The organism is Flavobacterium hiemivividum (assembly GCF_004349145.1).
GTDB lineage: Bacteria > Bacteroidota > Bacteroidia > Flavobacteriales > Flavobacteriaceae > Flavobacterium > Flavobacterium hiemivividum.
Genome location: NZ_SMFO01000001.1, coordinates 496,004 through 515,288 on the forward strand (window position 1 = coordinate 496,004; position 19,285 = coordinate 515,288).

A 19,285-nucleotide genomic window follows, 5' to 3' on the forward strand; every position below is an offset into this window, starting at 1 on the left:
ACAAACATGAAAAAAACAATATACATACTATCAAGTCTGTTTTTGACTATAGTCTTGCAAGCACAAGTAATCCCACAACCAACGGCTTCCGCTCCACCAACAATTAAAATTGGTAAATCCAATAATTTTGAACTTAAGAATGGTCTAAAAGTATTGGTTGTAGAGAATCATAAGTTGCCAAGGGTTTCTTACCGACTAAGCCTTGACAATATGCCTTATACTGAAGGAGACAAAAAAGGAGTTGCTGCAATGGCCAGCCAGCTTATAGGTAGCGGAACCACAAAAACATCAAAAGATGCTTTTAATGAAGAAGTTGATTTCTTAGGTGCAAATATCGGTTTTGATGCAAATGGCGCCTCTGCCAGCGGATTGTCTAAATATTCTGGAAGAATTCTAGAATTAATGGCTGACGGTGCATTGAACACTGTTTTCACTCAAGAAGAATTTGATAAGATAAAAGAGAAATCTTTAGAGGGAATAAAATCACAAGAAAAAAGCGTTACTGCAGTGGCTGGACGAGTTGAAAATGTGTTGGCCTTTGGAGCGAACCATCCTTCAGGCGAGTTTGTTAGCGCTGAAAGCCTTGAAAAAGTAACTTTAAAAGATGTAGTTTCAAACTACAAAACTAATTTCGTTCCAGGAAATGCATACCTAGTTGTTGTAGGAGATGTGAAAACCAAAGACGTAAAAAAAATGGTCGAAAAGCTTTTTGGCTCTTGGGCCAAAGGCATCGCTCCTCAAGTTAGCTATCCTGACCCTAAAAACGTAACACAAACACAGATTAATTTTGTGGATATGCCAAACGCAGTTCAGTCTGAAATTTCTGTTGTTAACACAGTTAATTTAAAACTTACTGACAAGCAATTTTTTGCTGCAATTTTAGCAAACCAAATTCTTGGTGGCGGTGGAGAAGGAAGATTGTTTTTAAACTTACGCGAGAAACACGCTTGGACATACGGAGCTTATTCTAATATAGGTTTTGGTAAATATGTAGAGAAATTTCGCTCTTCATCCTCAGTTAGAAATGCAGTTACAGATAGCGCTGTAGTTCAAATTTTAAGCGAACTAAAGAGAATCCGTACAGAATTAGTTTCTGCTGACGATTTGAAGAATGCAAAAGCAAAATACATAGGAAACTTTGTAATGCAAATTCAAAAACCCGCTACAGTAGCGCGTTATGCCTTAAATACAGAAACACAAAATCTACCATCTGATTTTTACGAAAATTATATTAAAAGCATAAATGCAGTTACAGTAGAAGATGTTAAAAGCGTAGCTAACCGCTTTTTCTTAGCTGACAACTTAAGAATACTTGTTGTAGGTAAAGGATCTGAGGTTGCTCCAGCATTGGAAAACCTAAAAATGCCAATGTTTTATTTCGATAAATATGGTAAGTCAATTGAAAAACCAGTTTTCAAAAAAGACGTTCAAGCAGGTGTAACCATCAAAAGCATATTAGACAATTACATCGTTGCAATAGGTGGTGAAAAAGCGGTGAAAGCAGTAAAAACAATCTCTATGGTAGGATCAACAGTAATTCCTCAAGCACCATCACCTTTAACCTTTACATCAAAAGCAGATGCAAAAGGGAAGTTAAGTGTAGAACTTGCGATGGGAACAATGAGCCTAATGAAACAAGTAGTTAATGAAACTAGCGCTTATGTGCTACAACAAGGACAACGAAAAGACTTTGAAGGAAAAGAGTTAACTGAAATGAAAAGTAGTGCCATCTTATTTGACGAGTTGCAACTGGCTAAAAAAGAAGGAGTAGTCCTTAATGGTATTGAAAGCATTAATGGCAAAGATACTTATGCTATTAAAGACGGAAAAACCACACTTTATTATGACGTAACTAGCGGTTTAAAACTAGCTGATTCTAAGACTATAGAACAAGGAGATAAATCAATTACTCAAGTAACTAACTATGGTGACTATAGAGCAGTTAAAGGCGTTAAAGTTCCTTTTAATATCATCCAGAATGTAGGTTTTGAATTAGATATTAAAATTGATGATGTAAAAATCAATGAAGGTGTTACAGATGCAGATTTTAAATAATCAAATCCTGAAATAACAAACAAAGGCTGCCTGAAAAGACAGCCTTTGTTGTTTATATATGAGTCAGTTCAAACGATCACTCCACTCCTTTTATTTAGCGACAGTCGATTTCTTAGCAGATAAATACACTCCGATTAAAATAATAAAAGCACCAAAAAACTGTACCGGAGTAAGCATTTCATGATCTAATAATCCCCAGAAGAACGCCACTACCGGAATCAAATAGGTCACCGAAGTCGCAAAAACAGGCGATGACATTTGAATTAGCTTAAAGAAAAGAATATTAGCAATTCCAGTTCCCACAACACCTAAAATCATGATAAACAGAACCGCGTTTTGCACTTTTTCAACATGTATAGCTTCAGAGAAACCACTTAAATACAATATAATAAGAGAAGGAAAAAGCAATACCAGGAAGTTCCCCGTTGTAATACTAAGCGGACTCAAATCAGACAGGAATTTTTTAATTAAGTTGACATTCACGGCATAACAAATCGAAGCAATAACAATTAATAAAGCATAATAATAATTCTGATCTGGATGATTCATTGCGCCATTAAAAACTAAAAGTAAACTCCCCACGAGTCCAATAAAAACACCCCAGACTTGTCTTCTTTCAAAACTAACACCAAAAACCAACGCACCTAAGATTAATGTATTTAATGGTGTTAAGGAGTTTAAAATAGAACTTACAGAACTGTCAATTTCAGTTTGTGCTAAAGCAAAAAGAAAAGCCGGAACAAAGGTCCCGAAAACAGAAGTCATCGCTATGAATTTCCATTTTTCTCTTGGAATTTTAAACAAACTTTTAAAACCAATCAACAATAAAAAAATTCCAGCAAAAACAATTCGCAAGGAACCAACTTGTATCGCTGACAACCCAAGCAATCCTTTTTTAATTAAAATAAATGAACTCCCCCAAACCAAAGAAAGTCCCAATAAATAAATCCATTTTAATTGCCTCGATTCCATAATTGCTATTTTACCCCAAAATTGTAATAATTTTATGAATTAGCTCTGCTTTTTTAAGTAATTTTGTTCCTAATTAAATATTTAGTTAAATCACTAAAAATCAAATCATAATGAACATTACAAAATCATTGGCGGTAATTGCACTAGCTGGACTTTCGTTTGTAAGCTGTAAAAAAAACACTGAAGAAGCTCCAAAAGAAACGGCGCAAACAGAAACAGAAGCTCCAAAAGTAAAAAAAGAAATTGCTGCTGAAAACTTACAAACTGCTAACTTTTCTGTCGCAGGAATGACTTGCGCAGTAGGTTGTGCTAAAACAATTCAAGAAGATTTAACAAACCTTGAGGGAGTACAAAATGCTACAGTAGATTTTGAAACAAAATCAGCAACAGTAACTTTTGATAAAACGGTACAAAATCCAGAAAGCTTAACTAAAGTAGTTTTAGCAAGTGGTGATGGAAAAACCTATACTGTTTCGGATATGAAATCGTAAGTACAACGACTTCCCCCATAAAAAAAGGATTCACCACGGTGAATCCTTTTTTTATGAAATTTTATCTAACGAATGATTTCAAGTATCACTTCCACTTCAACGTTTCCATCAAGCGCTGCATATCATTTTTTATATAACTCACCGCAGGCATAATAGAGTCAAAATTAGGTTTAGCATAAAAATAAACAGAACCAGTAACAAAATGCTTCGTGCTATCTGTCGCATAAAACTGTGAATTGGTTGCTGCGTTCCCATCTACCTGATAAAACATACCGTACACTTTTTTAGATGGATTCAAATAAGGTTGTTCTAGTATATCATCGGCCTTTATAACGTGCTCGTATGTTAATTTTTGAGCATCCCGCAACAAAGTATTGATATTATTAGTTACAGGCTTATAGGTTAGATAAATGGTTGCTTTCATCTTTGGATACGTAATCGTGAATCCGCAATCTTTTTCTCCTTTAATAATAGCTTCTGAATTCATTTCGAATGTAAAAGGACATTCGTTTTCAAAGTTGGCATAATTTGCAACTGGATAATCCAATCGCAAATAACTAGCTGGCTTTGGAAAAACATCCTCCTTGCAACTTGAAAACAGGAACAATCCCATAAATACAAGTAATATTATAGCAAAGTATCTTTTTATATCGCGATCCAAATTAAACATCAACCGTTACTTTTATCTGTTTTATACGTTTTTTATCCACGGTCTCAATCGTGAACAAGCAATTTTCATAAGAGATTTTTTGTCCTTTCATTGGGAAATTCCCTGATATTTCAAGAATGAATCCAGCCAAGGTTTCAGCTTCGCCTTTTCTTACTTCAAAAATTTCCTCATCTACATCTATAATTCTGTAGAAATCTTTCAGGTTTATTTTACCCTCAAAAAGATAGTTTTTTTCATCAATTTTAGTGAACGTAACATTTTCATCATCAAATTCATCACTAATATCTCCAACAATTTCTTCTATTACGTCTTCCAAAGAAATCAAACCAGAAGTTCCGCCATATTCATCGACAACAATCGCTAGATGACTTTTCATGCTTTGAAAGTCCTTTAATAGGTTATCTAGTTTTTTATTCTCAGGAACAAAAAAAGGCTCCCTAATTAAAGCGTTCCAATCAAAATCTTCCTCATCAAGATGGCGCAATAAATCCTTAACAAACAAAACACCTTCTATCTGGTCAATATTGTCACGATAAACTGGAATTCTAGAATATCCTTTTTCGATAATTTTAGAATAAATTTCTGAGAATGATTCCGTTATTTCCAAAGCAAAAATATCAATTCTTGGACTCATAACCTGCTTGGTATCTGTATTACCAAAAGTCACGATACCCATCAATATTTTTTGTTCTTCTAAAGAGGTTTCATCTGATGAAGTAAGTTCTAATGCCTGTGAAAGCTGATCAACTGAAAAATTTGTTTTCTGTTTCCCTAATTTATTGTGCAAATAAATGGTTGATTCCCGCATAGGAATACTAATAGGTGAAAGCAATTTATCGAGTATCGCAATTGGGTAAGCGATCTTTTTTGCAAACTTAATATTATTTCGACTGGCATATACTTTTGGCAGCACTTCGCCAAACAACAATAATAAAAAGGTAACCACAATTACTTCGACGGTGAACTTTAAAACAGGGGAGCTAATCGCAGCAAATAAGTCTTTTCCAATAAATGAAAATAAAATTACTACTCCGATATTAATAAAATTATTAGCTACAAGAATTGTAGCCAGAAGTTTTTTGGGTCTGTTTATCAGATCGGCAATAATTTTACCTTTAGAATCATCAGATTGTATTGTTTCGTCAATGTCTTTTTGTGACAAGGAAAACAAGGCTACTTCGGCACCGGAAACTAGTGCAGAGCAAAAAAGCAATACAAATATTCCAATAAAACCAAACACTAGATTTGTATCTAATGTATATGCGAAATTCAAACTGGGCTCTGGGTCCAAATTAAAAAAGATTAGTTAAACAATCAGAATGGTAAATCATTGATAGGCAAACCATTATTTTGAGCGTCAAAGTTAGTGTTTTTTGCGGATTCTGAACTGAGAATTTGTTTGTTGTTTTCAGCAGATTTTTTAGTTGATAAAAAAGTAAACTCTGTAACTTGAATTTCGGTTGTATGTTTTGTCGTTCCATCCTCTGCCTGCCATTGGCGTGATTTAATACGTCCTTCTATATATATTTTATCGCCTTTCGACAAATGTTTTTCACAGATTTCGGCCGCTTTATTCCGCACAACTAAGTTATGCCACTCCGTAGAAGTGATTTTTTCGTTAGTAGTTTTGTTAATATAGACTTCATTAGTAGCTAACTGAAACCTACCTATACAGTTACCCCCATCAAAATAATGCATTTTTATTTCATCACCCAGGTGTCCAATCAGCATAACCTTATTTAGCGTTCCATTCATTGTGTTAAGTGTCTATTGAACTCAAAGGTACATTTTTTTTAAATCTTTTTTTTATTCCTTTTCAATAAAATTATGAATCACGATGGGGAATGGAAACGACTTTAAAGTTTCATTATTTATTCCATTCTCAATAACTCCTTTTACATTTACTTTCCAAAACTTGATGTGTAAATGTTGGTGCGACAATTTATGAACGATACTTTTCTCATTGCAAGCCATAATACTCACAACTTCATCATCTGTATAAAAATCCTTTTGAATTTGCTCCGCGACATGATCAAACCCTTCTTCTTTCTCTGTCTCTATCAAAGGGAACTCATATAAGTTATGCCAAATTCCCTTTGCCGTTCGCTTTTGAATCACAGTATTTTCATTTTCGTCAGCAACCACCAAGTAATTAAAGTAACGATTGCGCACTTTTACCTTCTTAGACTTCACTGGCAACTGGTCTACTTTGTTCTTCTGCAAAGCAGCACAACTATCATTAAATACACATAAGCCGCAGTTCGGACTTTTAGGAACGCATTGCAAAGCGCCAAATTCCATAATCGCTTGGTTAAAAGTAGCTGGATTGTCTTTTGGCATTAATTCGAAAGCAAGAGCAGCGAATTCCTTTTTGGCGGAAGCCAAAGCAATATCAGTTTCTACATCAAAATAACGAGAAAGAACCCGGAACACATTTCCGTCTACTACTGGAACCACTTCATTATAGGAGAAAGAAGCGATGGCGGCGGCAGTATATTCTCCCACTCCTTTTAATTTTAATAGCTCATTATATGTAGCAGGAAAAACGCCTGATAATTCTTCAGCCACATAATGCGCTGTTTTATGTAAGTTCCTAGCACGCGAATAATACCCAAGTCCTTGCCAGAGTTTTAGAACTTGTTCTTCACTCGCCGCAGCGAGATCAAAAACGGTGGGAAATGCGGCAGTAAAAGACAAAAAATAAGGTGTTCCTTGAGCCACACGAGTCTGCTGAAGCATGATTTCGGAGAGCCAAATATGGTATGGATTTGTAGTGCTTCTCCATGGCAAATCTCTTTTATTTTGTAAATACCACTTTATAAGCAAATTAGAAAATTTCATTATTAAATATTTGTTGACAAAAGTAAAAGTTTATGTGATTAAATTTTAATGAATTAGCTTGAATAATTGTTTTTTAAATTCATATATTTGCACACTCAAAAAAATGATTACAATATAATAAATAAGGAAAGAAAATGACGAAAGCAGATATCGTAGCAAAAATTTCAGAAAAATTAGGTCTTGAAAAAGGTGATGTTCAAGCAACAGTAGAGACTTTTATGAATGAAGTTAAAAATTCATTAGAGACTGGAGACAATGTTTATTTAAGAGGTTTCGGAAGTTTTATTGTAAAAACTAGAGCTGAAAAAACTGGAAGAAATATTTCAAAAAATACGACAATAAAAATTCCTGCACATAATATACCTGCATTCAAACCAGCAAAAGTTTTTGTTGAAGGAGTAAAGATCAATAACGAAGCAAAATAAAATATTAATTAATCATAAAATCGACAAGATATGCCAAGTGGTAAAAAAAGAAAGAGACATAAGGTAGCAACTCACAAACGTAAAAAAAGAGCGAGAGCTAACCGTCACAAGAAGAAAAAGTAGTTTTTAACTACTTTTTCTTTTTTAAAAGTTCATTGAAATTGAAAATTCAGTCAGCAGTTCACAGTCGCAGTAAGCAGTCCCACTGCAAACTGAATACAGAGACTGCAAACTGATATTTTCCCCGGGTACAATACCTGTTAAATTATTGTTTAATCCATCCTTACAATTCAGTTATGAGTTATGAGTTATGAGTTGTTAGTTGCAAAACTGAAAACTGAAAACCGAAAACTGAAAACTAAAAAGTTCGGATAAAAATTTACAACGTGAATAAAGAATTAATCATTCGATCTAGTTCTGATTTTGTAGATTTTGCCTTATTAAAAGATGGAAAACTAATTGAATTACACAAGGAAGAAGAAAAAAGCAACTTTCAAGTAGGTGATATCTTTATCGCCAAAATAAGAAAACCAGTTGCCGGACTTAACGCTGCTTTTGTAAATGTAGGCTTCGAAAAAGACGCCTTTTTACATTATCACGATTTAGGCCCTAACTTAACTTCCCAACTGAAATTCATAAAACTTGTAAGCGCAGGTAAAATAAAAGATTTCTCCCTAAAAAACTTTCAGTTTGATAAAGAGATAGACAAAGATGGCATCATTACAGATGTAATAAATGCAAATCAGTCGATCTTAGTACAAGTTGTAAAAGAACCAATATCTACCAAAGGACCCAGAATTAGCGCTGAGCTTTCTCTTGCCGGAAGATTTATTGTTTTAGTTCCGTTTTCTGACCGTGTGTCTATTTCTCAAAAAATAGAAGACAAGAAAGAAAAAGACAGACTTAAAAAACTTGTACAATCCATCAAGCCAAAAGGATTTGGTGTTATTGTTCGCACAGTAGCCGAAGGCAAAAATACAGCCGAATTAGAAAAAGACATGCAGAACCTGCTTAGCAGATGGGATGCAATGTGTAAAAAATTACCGACCGCTCATCATCCGTCAAAAATTTTAGGAGAACTCAACAGAGCTTCCTCTATTTTAAGAGACGTTTTTAATGATACTTTCACTAGTATACAAATTGATGATGAAGAGTTGTACAACCAAACGAAGGATTATTTGCAAGAAATTGCACCTTCAAAACAATCAATAGTTAAGTTTTATCAATCAAATGATACGCCTATTTTTGAGAAATACAACATAGAGAGACAAATCAAGACTTCATTCGGGAAAACAGTGTCCATGAGTAAAGGTGCTTATCTTATTATCGAACATACTGAAGCCTTACACGTCATTGACGTTAACAGCGGAAACCGTTCTAATAAGGCATCTAACCAGGAAGATACTGCCATGGAAGTTAACATGATTGCCGCCGCCGAGATCGCCAGACAATTGCGTCTACGTGATATGGGTGGTATTATCGTTATTGATTTTATCGACTTGTCTAATCCTGAAAACCGTAAAATATTGTTCGACTTCTTGAGAGAAGAAATGAGCGATGATAAAGCGAAACACAAGATCTTACCTCCTAGTAAATTTGGACTAGTTCAAATTACAAGACAAAGGGTAAGACCTGAAGTAAACATTAAAACTAGAGAAGAAGATCCAAACGATGTGAATGGCGAAATTGAAGCGCCAATCTTAATTATCGACAGAATCAATTCTGATTTAGAAAGAATTTTAAAAACTAACAAAGATGTTGTACTTAACGTACACCCCTTTGTAGCAGCATACCTTACAAAAGGTTTTCCATCATTACGTTCAAAATGGTATTTTGAACATAAAAAATGGGTAAAAATCATACCGCGTGACGCTTACACGTATTTAGAATATCATTTCTACGACAAAACGGGAAATGTTATAAAAGAATAAATCAGAAACTCCTCAAGAAATTGAGGAGTTTTTTTTTGGCTTTTTTTTCAGGGAAAAGTTCTATTTTTATGGAGCTAATTCCTGCTGTACACTATATCTTTTCTTGTCTCAAAACAAAAGAGACAAGAAAAGGATGCCGCTCCCATCAGGGCTAAAAAACATATCTACATGAAAAATAAAGGTTATATCATTATCGCGACTACAATTCTTTTGCTAATTCCCTTAACTGCGATGCAGTTTACAACCGAAGTAAATTGGACTCCGTTTGATTTTGTTGCAGCAGGAGTATTACTTCTTGGTGCTGGACTTCTGTGCGAGTTGACATTAAGAAAAATTCCTAAATCGAAATACCGAATTGCAATCTGCTTAAGCTTACTGATAATTCTCATTCTCATTTGGACAGAACTAGCAGTTGGTATTTTTGGATCACCCATTAGCGGTACCTAAAAATCAGTTATTTTCGTTTCTCAGCAAAAAAACGTCGCATCAATTCTGAAGCTTCATGGGCCAAAACACCTCTTTTCACAACCGTTTTTGGATGTAGTTGCGTACCCAATTTCTGGTAACCACGGTGCTCATCGCTTGCTCCAAAAACCATTTTCGATATCTGACTCCAATACAAGGCGCCGGCACACATTTGGCAAGGTTCCAGTGTGACATAAAGCGCACAATCTTTTAAGTATTTTCCACCTAAATAATTAGCCGCAGCGGTAATCGCTTGCATTTCCGCATGAGCGGTAACGTCGTTTAACAATTCTGTTAGATTATGACTTCGTGCAATTACAGTGTTATTAACAACAATTATAGCTCCCACAGGAATTTCGCCTTTTTCAAAAGCCATCTCAGCTTCTTGCAAAGCTTTCTTCATAAAATACTCGTCGGTAAAAGGGTTTATCATAGTATTTAACGTGAATTTGCAAATTTTAAAATCTTGGTGGACCTTCTTTTTTTTTATGAATCTTTGCGAAACAACTTATTTTATCGATTGTAAAAATACAATTTCAATTCGTACATTTGCTTTATGCCTGAAAATATACTTTTAAACATCAATAATCCCAATGATTTACGTCAACTTGAGCAGACTCAGCTCCCTCAGCTAGCTCAAGAATTACGCAATTTTATCATCGATGTGGTTTCTGTAAAAGAAGGACATCTCGGCGCTAGTTTAGGTGTTGTAGAACTAACTATTGCTTTACATTATGTTTTTAATACGCCCGATGATTTATTGATTTGGGATGTAGGCCATCAGGCTTACGGACATAAAATTCTAACAGGAAGGAGAGACAATTTCCACACTAACAGACAATTAAACGGCATATCTGGTTTCCCAAAAAGAAGCGAGAGTATATATGACACTTTTGGCGTGGGCCACTCCTCTACTTCTATTTCTGCTGCTTTGGGAATGGCAATTGCTTCGAATTTGAAAGGAGATTTTGACAAACAACACATTGCAGTTATTGGCGACGCCTCAATTGCTTCTGGAATGGCATTTGAAGGACTAAATCATGCCGGAGTCACTGACGCAAATTTACTAGTAATCTTAAACGACAACGCTATCGGTATTGACCCGAGTGTTGGCGCTTTGAAAAACTATCTCACAGCAGTAAAAACAGGGAAAAATCCGAGGCAAAATAATATGATCAAATCCTTAAATATCGACTACTCTGGTCCTATTGACGGACATGATATTTTTGCTGTAATCAAAGAACTCAAACGTTTACAAAAGATAAAAGGACCTAAATTCCTGCATGTTATTACCACAAAAGGGAAAGGCCTAAAACAAGCAGAAGAAGATCAAGTTAAATACCATGCGCCAGGAAAATTTGATGCTACTACTGGAGAAATCCATAAAAAACTAGAAGAAAACCTTCCTCCTAAATACCAAGATGTCTTTGGTTTAACCATATTAGATCTAGCCCGAAAAAACAAAAAAATTATAGGAATTACTCCAGCTATGCCTTCAGGAAGTTCCTTAAAATTTATGATGGAAGCTTTGCCTGAGCGTGCATTTGACGTTGGAATTGCAGAGCAGCATGCCGTTACCTTTGCTGCTGGAATGGCGACACAGGGAATGATGGTTTTTTGCAACATCTACTCCACTTTTTTACAAAGAGCCTATGACCAAGTAATTCACGATGTAGCCTTGCAAAACTTGCCTGTAATCTTTTGTTTAGACAGAGCCGGACTTGTGGGCGAAGACGGAGCAACACATCACGGCGCTTTCGACTTGGCTTACCTGCGTTGTGTTCCCAATATGATCATATACTCGCCCCTGAATGAAATAGGGCTGCAAAACATACTTTACACCGCTCAATTAGGTTTAAACCACCCTATAGCTATCCGCTATCCACGTGGTCGAGGTGTACTTCCGGATTGGCAATCAAAATACTTTGGTAATTATGAAAAAATTGAAATAGGTCGAGCCAATTGCTTAAAACATGGCACTGAAATTGCGGTGTTGTCAAATGGTCCGATAGGTAAAAACGTTTCTTTGGCTATAACCAATATAAACAATCCAAAAAATATCGCCCATTATGATTTTGCATTCGTAAAGCCCTTGGATGAAAAAAAATTACATTCTATTTCAAGCACCTTCAAAAAGATTATTACAATCGAAGACGGAGCTACAAATGGAGGTTTTGGAAGTGCAATTCTAGAGTTTGCCGCTAGAAATAATTACAATGTAAAAATACAATTATTAGGCATTGTTGATGAGTTCATAGAACATGGAACTGTTGAACAACAACAACAATATAACAATATAGACGTTAAAAGTTTAGAAATACTTTTTTCAATTGAATAATAATAATTATTTTGCATCACTAAAAACTTTGAGCCTATAATGAAATTATCTTCTTCGATCCTCCTACTTTTTATCCTACTTCTTTCTGTAAATATGAATTCCCAGAAAATCATTACGACGATAGATGTCCCTAAGAAAATAGCACCAGATTCCATTTCTAATTGGGTTAAAAAAAACAGCATCGGTTTTGATATTTCGGAAATTGCTTTTGTCAATTGGAATGCTGGAGGAACCAGTTCTATTTCTGGACTTCTTAAAGGGAAGTTTAATCGTGTTTACACTACAGAAAACTACAATTGGACCAGTGAACTGATTGTACGTTACGGCTTAAACAAACAAGATGGAATCGAGTTGAGAAAATCAGAGGATGTTTTTCAGCTTAACTCAGCTTTAGGATATCGACAAGACAAATCCTCCCACTGGTTCCATACCGCTAAATTTAATTTCGCTACCCAATTCACAGATGGTTATTCGTACCCTAATAAAGATATCGCCATTTCAAGAACTTTCGCGCCCGCTTATATCTTTCTAGGAATGGGAGCAGAATATGCATCAAAAGACAAACAAAGATTACTTTACTTGTCTCCTTTTACTGGCAAAACTACAATGGTTTTAGACCAACGATTAGCTGACAAAGGTTCTTTTGGTGTTAAAAAAGCCGTTTATGATGCAGACGGAAACTTAATCATTGAAGGAGAAAAGTTAAAAATGGAACTTGGTTTTTTATTGACTGGTTTTTATAAAAAGGAAATCATGAAAAACGTCACTATGGAAAATCGACTGAGCATGTACTCAGACTATATAAATAGATTTGGTAATATTGATATTGATTATGACATGTCTATTGAATTAAAGGTAAATGCTTATGTTAAAACTAATATAGGCGTCCGCGTCATCTATGACGATGATATTAAAGCCAAAGATAATATTGACGGAGAACAAGTCACTGTAGGTCCAAAAACACAATTAAAACAAGTTTTAGGTGTAGGACTCGTTTACAATTTCTAGGTTAGTTAATCCTTTTTCTTGCCGTTGATTGTTTCAAATAACTCCAAGGCATTTCCGTCTGTTAGTAAAGAAACAAAATGACAGATATGCAGCAATCTTTCATACAAATCTTCTTTTTCAAATTGGTGTTTCTCCGGTAGTAATTTTAGAATTAGATTGTCATAATTAGACGCATTTCCATTATATGTATTATCGTAAGCCGTAATAAATTTATCCAATAATGTTTGAATAATCTGATAGCCTACAATCTCTTTCTCGATTACTTCCCGACTCTGATAGATATTATTCACACTAATACTAATGATATCATCCATTTGTGCTTTGTACTTACTTTTATCCGTTAAAGCAAAAGGAAATTTCCCATTTAAAATTGCTTCTTCATTTTCGATAAAAACTTTTACCGCATCATTAATTAAACTGCCAATTGCCAAAGCACGTAAATAACTGATACGGTCTTCCTTTGTAGTTAACGTTTTATATTTTGAGCTATCAATGCTGTCTTTTACCAACTTAATTAGGTATTCCAAAGCAAAATCTTCCGAGACTAAACCAAGATTAATTCCGTCTTCAAAATCAATAATAGTATAGCAAATATCATCTGCAGCTTCTACTAAATAAGCAAGCGGATGCCTTTCAAAACCAATGTCGCTTCCGGATTTATTTGGGATTAATCCCATATCTTTTGCAGCTTCTTCAAAGAACTTTTTGTCCGTTTGAAAGAAACCGTATTTTTTATCTGCTATGTTTTTAGTTGGTTTTTTAGGCAAGCTCTCTTTTGGGTACTTCATAAAAGCCCCAAGAGTAGCGTAAGAGATTCGAAGACCACCCTCAATTCCAGGTCGACTTGCTGTCAACACTGAAAATCCATTTGCATTTCCTTCAAAATCAATTAAATCCTGCCATTGTTTTTTCGACAATTTATCTTGGTATTTTTTTCCCTTTCCAATAGAAAAATACTCACCAATCGCTTTTTCACCCGAATGTCCAAAAGGTGGATTCCCGATGTCGTGTGCGAGCGAAGCAGCTGCTACAATAGCACCAAAATCATTCATGTGAAAGCCATGCACTTCTTTTAAATGTGGATATTTCTCAATGATCTTTTTTCCAACTAAACGCCCTAGAGAACGCCCCACCACCGAAACTTCTAAACTGTGCGTTAATCGAGTATGCACAAAATCAGTTTTAGAAAGCGGAATTACCTGTGTTTTATCCTGTAAGCTTCTAAAGGCCGCAGAGAAAATAATACGATCATAATCTACTTCAAACCCCAAACGGGTATCGTCTTGTTCAATACGTAATCTTTTGCTTGTGTCGCCTTGGCGTTTTAGTGATAAAAGTTGTTCCCAGTTCATACTGTATTTTTCGAATTTGAATAATTGCATTATTTTTCAAAGATAAAGAAATAGCGATAACATAAAATAGCTTTCGCTTGATTTCTAAAACGATATATGAAAACAAAATTTGGAACGCAAAAACTAGTCTTTACATATCAAACATTATGAACTAACAAGTCAGTAGTTATTCTAAAGCAATGATCTTATTTTATTACTTTTGATAAAACTATCACAAAACAATTCAATTAATGAAAAAGGTCCTCAAAATAATTGTTTCAATTTTTCTTATTATAGTCATCACGCTGGCAGCATTTTTATATTACACTAGTAAACCACTACCGCAAGGAGAAAAAGGAATAAAAGCCGAAGCACTTACTGATAAAATCCAGGACGCTATTAATCAAAAAGCATGGGATTCTACCGCTGCAGTTGCTTTTACGTTCATGGGAAATCACCATTATCTTTGGGACAAAAAACGCAACTTAGTTCAAGTGCAATGGGGTGATAAAAAAGTAATTTATAACAATCAAACTTTCGAAGGCGTTGCTTATAAAAATGACAAAAAACTAAACGATACTGATAAAACAGAAGCTATAAAAACAGCGAATGATTACTTTAATAATGATTCATTCTGGCTTATTGCTCCGTTCAAACTACGCGACGCCGGAACCACTCGAAGCATTGTCATGCAAGACAATCGAGAAGCCCTGATGGTTACTTACGCTTCTGGCGGCAGTACTCCTGGAGATTCGTATGTTTGGTTAGTGGATGAAAATTATATTCCAAAAGCATGGAGAATGTGGGTTAGCATTATTCCAGTAGGCGGCTTTGAAACCAGTTGGGAAGACTGGAAAACATTCCCAAACAATCTAAAAATTGCTACAACTCATAAAGGCTTACTTGATGTGAAACTCACAAATGTAAAAACAGGACAATCCATTGAAGCGATTAATAATGATATAAATCCTTTTACAACGTTGTAATATTTACAGTAGAATACTAATTTAAAAGGAGACACATATTACCTCCTTTTTTTTATACCTTCTTTAGTCTGTTTCTAAAAATTCAAAGCCGTACTGTGTTTAATTTCGCCCATTACAAAAATCGTTTGGGTATTTCCTATGTTTTCAATAGTTGATAATTTATTCATTACGAAGTCCTGATAACTAGCCATGTCTTTGACTAATATTTTCAACATAAAATCATAATCTCCAGCAATATTATAAGACTCAATGATTTCAGGAAGTGCCACAATGTCTTTCACAAAATTGCTTCCTACGTTGCGAGCGTGCTCTTTTAAGCGCACGTTGCAAAAAACAATCATTCCTAAATTCATTTTTTCTTTATTTAGCAAAGCAACATATTTCATAATGTAACCTTCTCTTTCCAATCTTTTTATACGTTCATAAACAGGAGTGGATGTCAAAAACAACTTGCTCGCCAAGTCTTTTATGTTAATATGTGCGTCTTCTTGAAGGTGCTTAAGGATTTGTATGTCGGTTGAATCTAAATTTTCCATAGGATAAATTACTGTTAAAGTTATTTTTTAAAACACTGCGCAAAATAAAACTCTGTTTATCCACGTAAACGTAGTTATTATTACTTAATTAATTAACAAATTATAGTATTAAATACTAACCAAATAACTTTGCCTAGAAATAAATACTAAAAAAATGAAAACAAACAACTTAGGTTATCCAAGAATAGGCAGCAACAGAGAGTTAAAAAAAGCGAGTGAACTATACTGGTCAGGTAATATTACAGCAGAGGAACTTATAGCAATTGGAAAAAACATTCGTAAAGAAAACTGGGCGATACAGAGGGAAGCCGGAATCGATTTAATTCCGTCAAACGACTTTTCTTTTTATGATCAAGTACTTGATTTATCGCTAACCCTTGGTGTTATCCCAGAACAGTATGCTGCTTTCGCCAAAGAGAATTTGGTTCTCGACCTATATTTTGCTATGGCTCGAGGCGCTCAAAAAGGAGGTCAAGATGTTGTTGCCATGGAAATGACCAAATGGTTTGATACGAATTACCATTACATCGTTCCTGAATTTACAAAAAACCAAGAATTCAGTTTGTTGTCAGAAAAAATAATTGACGAGTATAAAGAAGCTAAAGTAGCGGGATATGAAACAAAACCGGTAATCATAGGCCCGGTTTCTTACTTACTTTTAGGAAAAGAAAAACAGGAAGGGTTTCACCGAATTGACCTTATCGATAAATTACTTCCTGTTTATTTTGACATTTTGCAAAAACTGCAAGACCAGAACGTGGCATACATTCAGTTTGACGAGCCATTTTTAGCTTTAAACCTTTCTGATGTTGAGCGCGCAGCTTTAGTACAAACTTACACTCAAATCAACGAGAAGTTTCCTAACCTCAAAATCATACTTGCGAATTATTTTGATTGCTTTGGCGAAAATTTGGCTACAGCCTTATCCCTTCCCGTCCACGCTTTTCACATAGATTTAGTGCGTTGTCCTTTGCAGTTGGACGATATTTTAGAATCCAACTTATTAACTAAAAACACGATCCTTTCTCTAGGAGTTGTTGACGGGAGAAATATATGGAAAAATGATTTTAAAAACTCATTAACATTAATTCAGAAAGCAACTGACGCTTTAGGAACTGATCGTGTTTGGATTGCACCATCCTGTTCTTTAATTCATTCACCCTGCGATTTGGACTTAGAAACTAATGAAGAAACGCTCACGCCTGAAATTAAGCAATGGCTGGCTTTCGCCAAACAAAAAATAGACGAAGTAGTAACACTTCGCAACCTTGCTACAAATGAAATTACAGAGAACGACCAAGCTCTTTTCGAGGAAAATACCCTGGCTAATATAAATAGAAAAAAAGCGACCATAATTCATAATGATGCTGTAAAAAACAGAGTTGCTGCGATTGTTGAGAAAGACTCTAAGAGAAATAGTCCGTTTTCCATTCGTCGTCAACAACAAATAGACGCCTTGAAACTACCATTATTTCCTACAACAACTATTGGTTCTTTTCCTCAAACTCCTGAAGTTCGAAGCTGGAGAGCTAAGTTTAAAAAAGGCGAATTGTCTCCGATAGAATACGACGCTTTATTACAAAAAGAAACGGAGGAAACAATTCGTTTTCAAGAAGAGTCTGGAATAGATGTTTTAGTTCATGGTGAGTTCGAACGCAATGACATGGTAGAATACTTTGGAGAACAATTAGACGGATTTGCCTTTACAAAAAATGGTTGGGTGCAAAGTTATGGTAGCCGTTGTGTAAAACCACCCGTTATTTACGGAGATGTTTCTAGACCAAATCCTATGACCGTAAAATGGGCGCAGTTTGCACAATCAGTGACTTCAAAATGGGTTAAAGGAATGCTTACTGGACCAGTGACGATCTTGCAATGGTCGTTTGTTCGTAATGATCAACCAAGATCCGTAACCTGCACGCAAATTGCATTAGCGATTCGTGATGAAGTGGTCGATCTTGAAAAAGCAGGAATTAAAATCATCCAAATTGACGAACCTGCCATTAGAGAAGGGTTGCCATTACGTAAAGAAGAATGGGCTACTTACTTAGAATGGGCGATTAGAGCTTTTAGAATTTCAGCAAGTGGTGTGAGTGATGATACACAAATCCATACACACATGTGCTATAGCGAATTTAATGACATTATTCAGAACATTGCAGACATGGATGCCGATGTAATTACAATTGAATGTTCTCGTTCCCAAATGGAATTACTAGATGCTTTTGCTGATTTCAAATATCCGAACGAAATAGGACCTGGAGTTTATGACATACACTCACCACGTGTTCCTTCAAGTCAGGAAATGGTAGATTTATTAGAAAAAGCGGCGGCAGTTATCCCGATAGATCAATTGTGGGTAAATCCTGATTGTGGTTTAAAAACCCGCCATTGGGACGAAACTAAAAAAGCATTAATCGAAATGGTTAAAGCTGCTAAGCAAATGCGAGTAGCAGTTCATAATACAGCAACTCTATAATTAAATACCATAACAAAACCCTAGTACTTCATCCCTACTAGGGTTCTTTATTATATTGATTGTGCAAATTCTTCTTGATCATTAAAAACCCGTACGTTTTTAGCTAGTTTCTTCTTTTTGACCACATAGGTATTTGAAAAAGTATCATGCCAACCACGTGGATTTGTTCCTAAAAAAGAAAAAGGTTCGAATGGAATAAACCGACAAAGACTGCGAATCACTAACATTTTAATATCGGGTTTTGTACCATCCTTATTAACCACAACCGTTTTGGTAATCAGTTGCGCGATAGTTCTCGAGAAATAAATTTCCGTTAGACTATAATAGAGTAGCATAATTAATACACTATAAAAGGCGATTTCACCATTTGAGAGATTTTCGACCCAGGCAGATACAGTAAATTCGTTTGCCACTTCAGCGATCAGAATAATTGATGTTCCTATGCTCAGTATTATAATATACAGAAATACTAAATCAAAACAAAAATTAAGAAAACGTTGACCACGACTAGCGAGTAAGTCTGCTGTAATTGCAAAGGAAGTATTTTTCATATTATCAGTTTTTCGTGGAGACTAAAAAGAACAAACGACACATTAACCTATTCAAATATAAGGATTTAATCTTAAAATATTTATTGAAACATTCATTATTACGAGGTAGCTATTGGTCGTTAAAAACAATTTTAACAACTATATTCATAGCCCTGATTGAAGTGAAAATCCTTTTTATTTTTTCTTTAAAATAAAAAGATTATAAC

At 35.0% G+C, this 19,285-nt stretch carries 18 protein-coding genes; 9 read left to right on the forward strand and 9 right to left on the reverse strand.

All coding sequences use genetic code 11. From position 1 onward, the window contains the following. Nucleotides 1–6 precede the first annotated feature (6 nt). Nucleotides 7–2,055 carry a M16 family metallopeptidase gene (locus E0F98_RS02220; RefSeq protein ID WP_132108764.1) on the forward strand — a complete coding sequence of 683 codons (2,049 nt, stop codon included), beginning with the start codon at nucleotides 7–9 and terminating at the stop codon, nucleotides 2,053–2,055. Between the two features lie 90 nt (nucleotides 2,056–2,145). Here the strand turns inward: E0F98_RS02220 and E0F98_RS02225 are convergent, their stop codons facing one another. Beyond that, nucleotides 2,146–3,027: a DMT family transporter gene (locus E0F98_RS02225; protein WP_132108766.1), complete on the reverse strand. Its 882-nt coding sequence runs from the start codon at nucleotides 3,025–3,027 to the stop codon at nucleotides 2,146–2,148. Nucleotides 3,028–3,137: 110 nt separating this feature from the next. Between E0F98_RS02225 and E0F98_RS02230 the strand changes: the two genes are divergently transcribed. After that, nucleotides 3,138–3,518 carry a heavy-metal-associated domain-containing protein gene (locus E0F98_RS02230; RefSeq protein WP_132108768.1) on the forward strand — a complete coding sequence of 127 codons (381 nt, stop codon included), beginning with the start codon at nucleotides 3,138–3,140 and terminating at the stop codon, nucleotides 3,516–3,518. An 85-nt stretch (nucleotides 3,519–3,603) separates the two neighbouring features. Here E0F98_RS02230 and gldD read toward each other — a convergent pair whose 3' ends face one another. From gldD to mutY, 4 genes are read right to left on the reverse strand one after another with little or no spacing between them, the layout of a single operon-like run. Then, the gene (gene gldD / locus E0F98_RS02235; protein ID WP_132109332.1) at nucleotides 3,604–4,131 is read right to left on the reverse strand and encodes a gliding motility lipoprotein GldD; all 528 of its coding nucleotides are present in this window, start codon (nucleotides 4,129–4,131) and stop codon (nucleotides 3,604–3,606) included. 49 nt (nucleotides 4,132–4,180) lie between these two features. Beyond that, nucleotides 4,181–5,479 carry a gliding motility-associated protein GldE gene (locus E0F98_RS02240; protein ID WP_132108770.1) on the reverse strand — a complete coding sequence of 433 codons (1,299 nt, stop codon included), beginning with the start codon at nucleotides 5,477–5,479 and terminating at the stop codon, nucleotides 4,181–4,183. A gap of 23 nt (nucleotides 5,480–5,502) precedes the next feature. Further along, nucleotides 5,503–5,943, reverse strand: coding sequence for a single-stranded DNA-binding protein (locus E0F98_RS02245; protein WP_132108772.1), 441 nt, complete (start codon nucleotides 5,941–5,943; stop codon nucleotides 5,503–5,505). A 51-nt stretch (nucleotides 5,944–5,994) separates the two neighbouring features. Then, nucleotides 5,995–7,029, reverse strand: a complete 1,035-nt coding sequence (gene mutY / locus E0F98_RS02250) for an A/G-specific adenine glycosylase (RefSeq protein ID WP_132108774.1) — start codon at nucleotides 7,027–7,029, stop codon at nucleotides 5,995–5,997. Nucleotides 7,030–7,163: 134 nt separating this feature from the next. Here mutY and E0F98_RS02255 point away from each other — a divergent pair, with 134 nt between their 5' ends. The 3 genes from E0F98_RS02255 to E0F98_RS02265 all read left to right on the forward strand — a co-directional run bounded on the left by E0F98_RS02255 (nucleotide 7,164) and on the right by E0F98_RS02265 (nucleotide 9,832). Next, on the forward strand, nucleotides 7,164–7,454 hold the full coding sequence (locus E0F98_RS02255) for an HU family DNA-binding protein (protein ID WP_016989051.1): 291 nt from the start codon (nucleotides 7,164–7,166) through the stop codon (nucleotides 7,452–7,454). 386 nt (nucleotides 7,455–7,840) lie between these two features. Then, complete coding sequence (locus E0F98_RS02260; protein WP_132108776.1) at nucleotides 7,841–9,385, forward strand: Rne/Rng family ribonuclease; 1,545 nt, start codon at nucleotides 7,841–7,843, stop codon at nucleotides 9,383–9,385. Between the two features lie 168 nt (nucleotides 9,386–9,553). Then, nucleotides 9,554–9,832, forward strand: a complete 279-nt coding sequence (locus E0F98_RS02265; protein ID WP_132108778.1) for a hypothetical protein — start codon at nucleotides 9,554–9,556, stop codon at nucleotides 9,830–9,832. Nucleotides 9,833–9,839: 7 nt separating this feature from the next. Here the strand turns inward: E0F98_RS02265 and E0F98_RS02270 are convergent, their stop codons facing one another. Beyond that, nucleotides 9,840–10,283 carry a nucleoside deaminase gene (locus tag E0F98_RS02270; RefSeq protein ID WP_132108780.1) on the reverse strand — a complete coding sequence of 148 codons (444 nt, stop codon included), beginning with the start codon at nucleotides 10,281–10,283 and terminating at the stop codon, nucleotides 9,840–9,842. Nucleotides 10,284–10,406: 123 nt separating this feature from the next. Here E0F98_RS02270 and E0F98_RS02275 point away from each other — a divergent pair, with 123 nt between their 5' ends. Together E0F98_RS02275 and E0F98_RS02280 are read left to right on the forward strand one after the other, a co-directional pair. Beyond that, nucleotides 10,407–12,188 carry a 1-deoxy-D-xylulose-5-phosphate synthase gene (locus tag E0F98_RS02275; protein WP_132108782.1) on the forward strand — a complete coding sequence of 594 codons (1,782 nt, stop codon included), beginning with the start codon at nucleotides 10,407–10,409 and terminating at the stop codon, nucleotides 12,186–12,188. Nucleotides 12,189–12,227: 39 nt separating this feature from the next. Then, nucleotides 12,228–13,196 (forward strand): DUF3078 domain-containing protein, encoded by a 969-nt coding sequence (locus tag E0F98_RS02280; protein WP_132108784.1) that lies wholly within the window; start codon nucleotides 12,228–12,230, stop codon nucleotides 13,194–13,196. A 5-nt stretch (nucleotides 13,197–13,201) separates the two neighbouring features. On the opposite strand, the gene E0F98_RS02285 is transcribed toward E0F98_RS02280, so the two are convergent. Next, nucleotides 13,202–14,548, reverse strand: a complete 1,347-nt coding sequence (locus E0F98_RS02285; protein WP_132109333.1) for a deoxyguanosinetriphosphate triphosphohydrolase — start codon at nucleotides 14,546–14,548, stop codon at nucleotides 13,202–13,204. Nucleotides 14,549–14,778: 230 nt separating this feature from the next. Here E0F98_RS02285 and E0F98_RS02290 point away from each other — a divergent pair, with 230 nt between their 5' ends. After that, a complete protein-coding gene (locus E0F98_RS02290) occupies nucleotides 14,779–15,513 on the forward strand; it encodes a hypothetical protein (RefSeq protein WP_132108786.1) in 735 nt (244 codons plus the stop codon). A 74-nt stretch (nucleotides 15,514–15,587) separates the two neighbouring features. Here E0F98_RS02290 and E0F98_RS02295 read toward each other — a convergent pair whose 3' ends face one another. Further along, nucleotides 15,588–16,049, reverse strand: a complete 462-nt coding sequence (locus E0F98_RS02295) for an Lrp/AsnC family transcriptional regulator (RefSeq protein ID WP_132108788.1) — start codon at nucleotides 16,047–16,049, stop codon at nucleotides 15,588–15,590. 154 nt (nucleotides 16,050–16,203) lie between these two features. Here E0F98_RS02295 and metE point away from each other — a divergent pair, with 154 nt between their 5' ends. Further along, a complete protein-coding gene (gene metE / locus E0F98_RS02300) occupies nucleotides 16,204–18,528 on the forward strand; it encodes a 5-methyltetrahydropteroyltriglutamate--homocysteine S-methyltransferase (protein ID WP_132108790.1) in 2,325 nt (774 codons plus the stop codon). 50 nt (nucleotides 18,529–18,578) lie between these two features. Here metE and E0F98_RS02305 read toward each other — a convergent pair whose 3' ends face one another. After that, nucleotides 18,579–19,079 (reverse strand): RDD family protein, encoded by a 501-nt coding sequence (locus tag E0F98_RS02305; protein ID WP_132108792.1) that lies wholly within the window; start codon nucleotides 19,077–19,079, stop codon nucleotides 18,579–18,581. Nucleotides 19,080–19,285 lie beyond the last annotated feature (206 nt).

What these genes read in the sequence shown, in the direction of transcription:
- E0F98_RS02220 (WP_132108764.1), top strand. Translation starts at nt 7, where the DNA reads ATGAAAAAAACAATATACATACTATCAAGTCTGTTTTTGACTATAGTC.
- E0F98_RS02225 (WP_132108766.1), bottom strand. Translation starts at nt 3,027, where the DNA reads ATGGAATCGAGGCAATTAAAATGGATTTATTTATTGGGACTTTCTTTG.
- E0F98_RS02230 (WP_132108768.1), top strand. Translation starts at nt 3,138, where the DNA reads ATGAACATTACAAAATCATTGGCGGTAATTGCACTAGCTGGACTTTCG.
- gldD (WP_132109332.1), bottom strand. Translation starts at nt 4,131, where the DNA reads ATGGGATTGTTCCTGTTTTCAAGTTGCAAGGAGGATGTTTTTCCAAAG.
- E0F98_RS02245 (WP_132108772.1), bottom strand. Translation starts at nt 5,943, where the DNA reads ATGAATGGAACGCTAAATAAGGTTATGCTGATTGGACACCTGGGTGAT.
- mutY (WP_132108774.1), bottom strand. Translation starts at nt 7,029, where the DNA reads ATGAAATTTTCTAATTTGCTTATAAAGTGGTATTTACAAAATAAAAGA.
- E0F98_RS02255 (WP_016989051.1), top strand. Translation starts at nt 7,164, where the DNA reads ATGACGAAAGCAGATATCGTAGCAAAAATTTCAGAAAAATTAGGTCTT.
- E0F98_RS02265 (WP_132108778.1), top strand. Translation starts at nt 9,554, where the DNA reads ATGAAAAATAAAGGTTATATCATTATCGCGACTACAATTCTTTTGCTA.
- E0F98_RS02270 (WP_132108780.1), bottom strand. Translation starts at nt 10,283, where the DNA reads ATGATAAACCCTTTTACCGACGAGTATTTTATGAAGAAAGCTTTGCAA.
- E0F98_RS02275 (WP_132108782.1), top strand. Translation starts at nt 10,407, where the DNA reads ATGCCTGAAAATATACTTTTAAACATCAATAATCCCAATGATTTACGT.
- E0F98_RS02280 (WP_132108784.1), top strand. Translation starts at nt 12,228, where the DNA reads ATGAAATTATCTTCTTCGATCCTCCTACTTTTTATCCTACTTCTTTCT.
- E0F98_RS02285 (WP_132109333.1), bottom strand. Translation starts at nt 14,548, where the DNA reads ATGAACTGGGAACAACTTTTATCACTAAAACGCCAAGGCGACACAAGC.
- E0F98_RS02290 (WP_132108786.1), top strand. Translation starts at nt 14,779, where the DNA reads ATGAAAAAGGTCCTCAAAATAATTGTTTCAATTTTTCTTATTATAGTC.
- E0F98_RS02295 (WP_132108788.1), bottom strand. Translation starts at nt 16,049, where the DNA reads ATGGAAAATTTAGATTCAACCGACATACAAATCCTTAAGCACCTTCAA.
- metE (WP_132108790.1), top strand. Translation starts at nt 16,204, where the DNA reads ATGAAAACAAACAACTTAGGTTATCCAAGAATAGGCAGCAACAGAGAG.
- E0F98_RS02305 (WP_132108792.1), bottom strand. Translation starts at nt 19,079, where the DNA reads ATGAAAAATACTTCCTTTGCAATTACAGCAGACTTACTCGCTAGTCGT.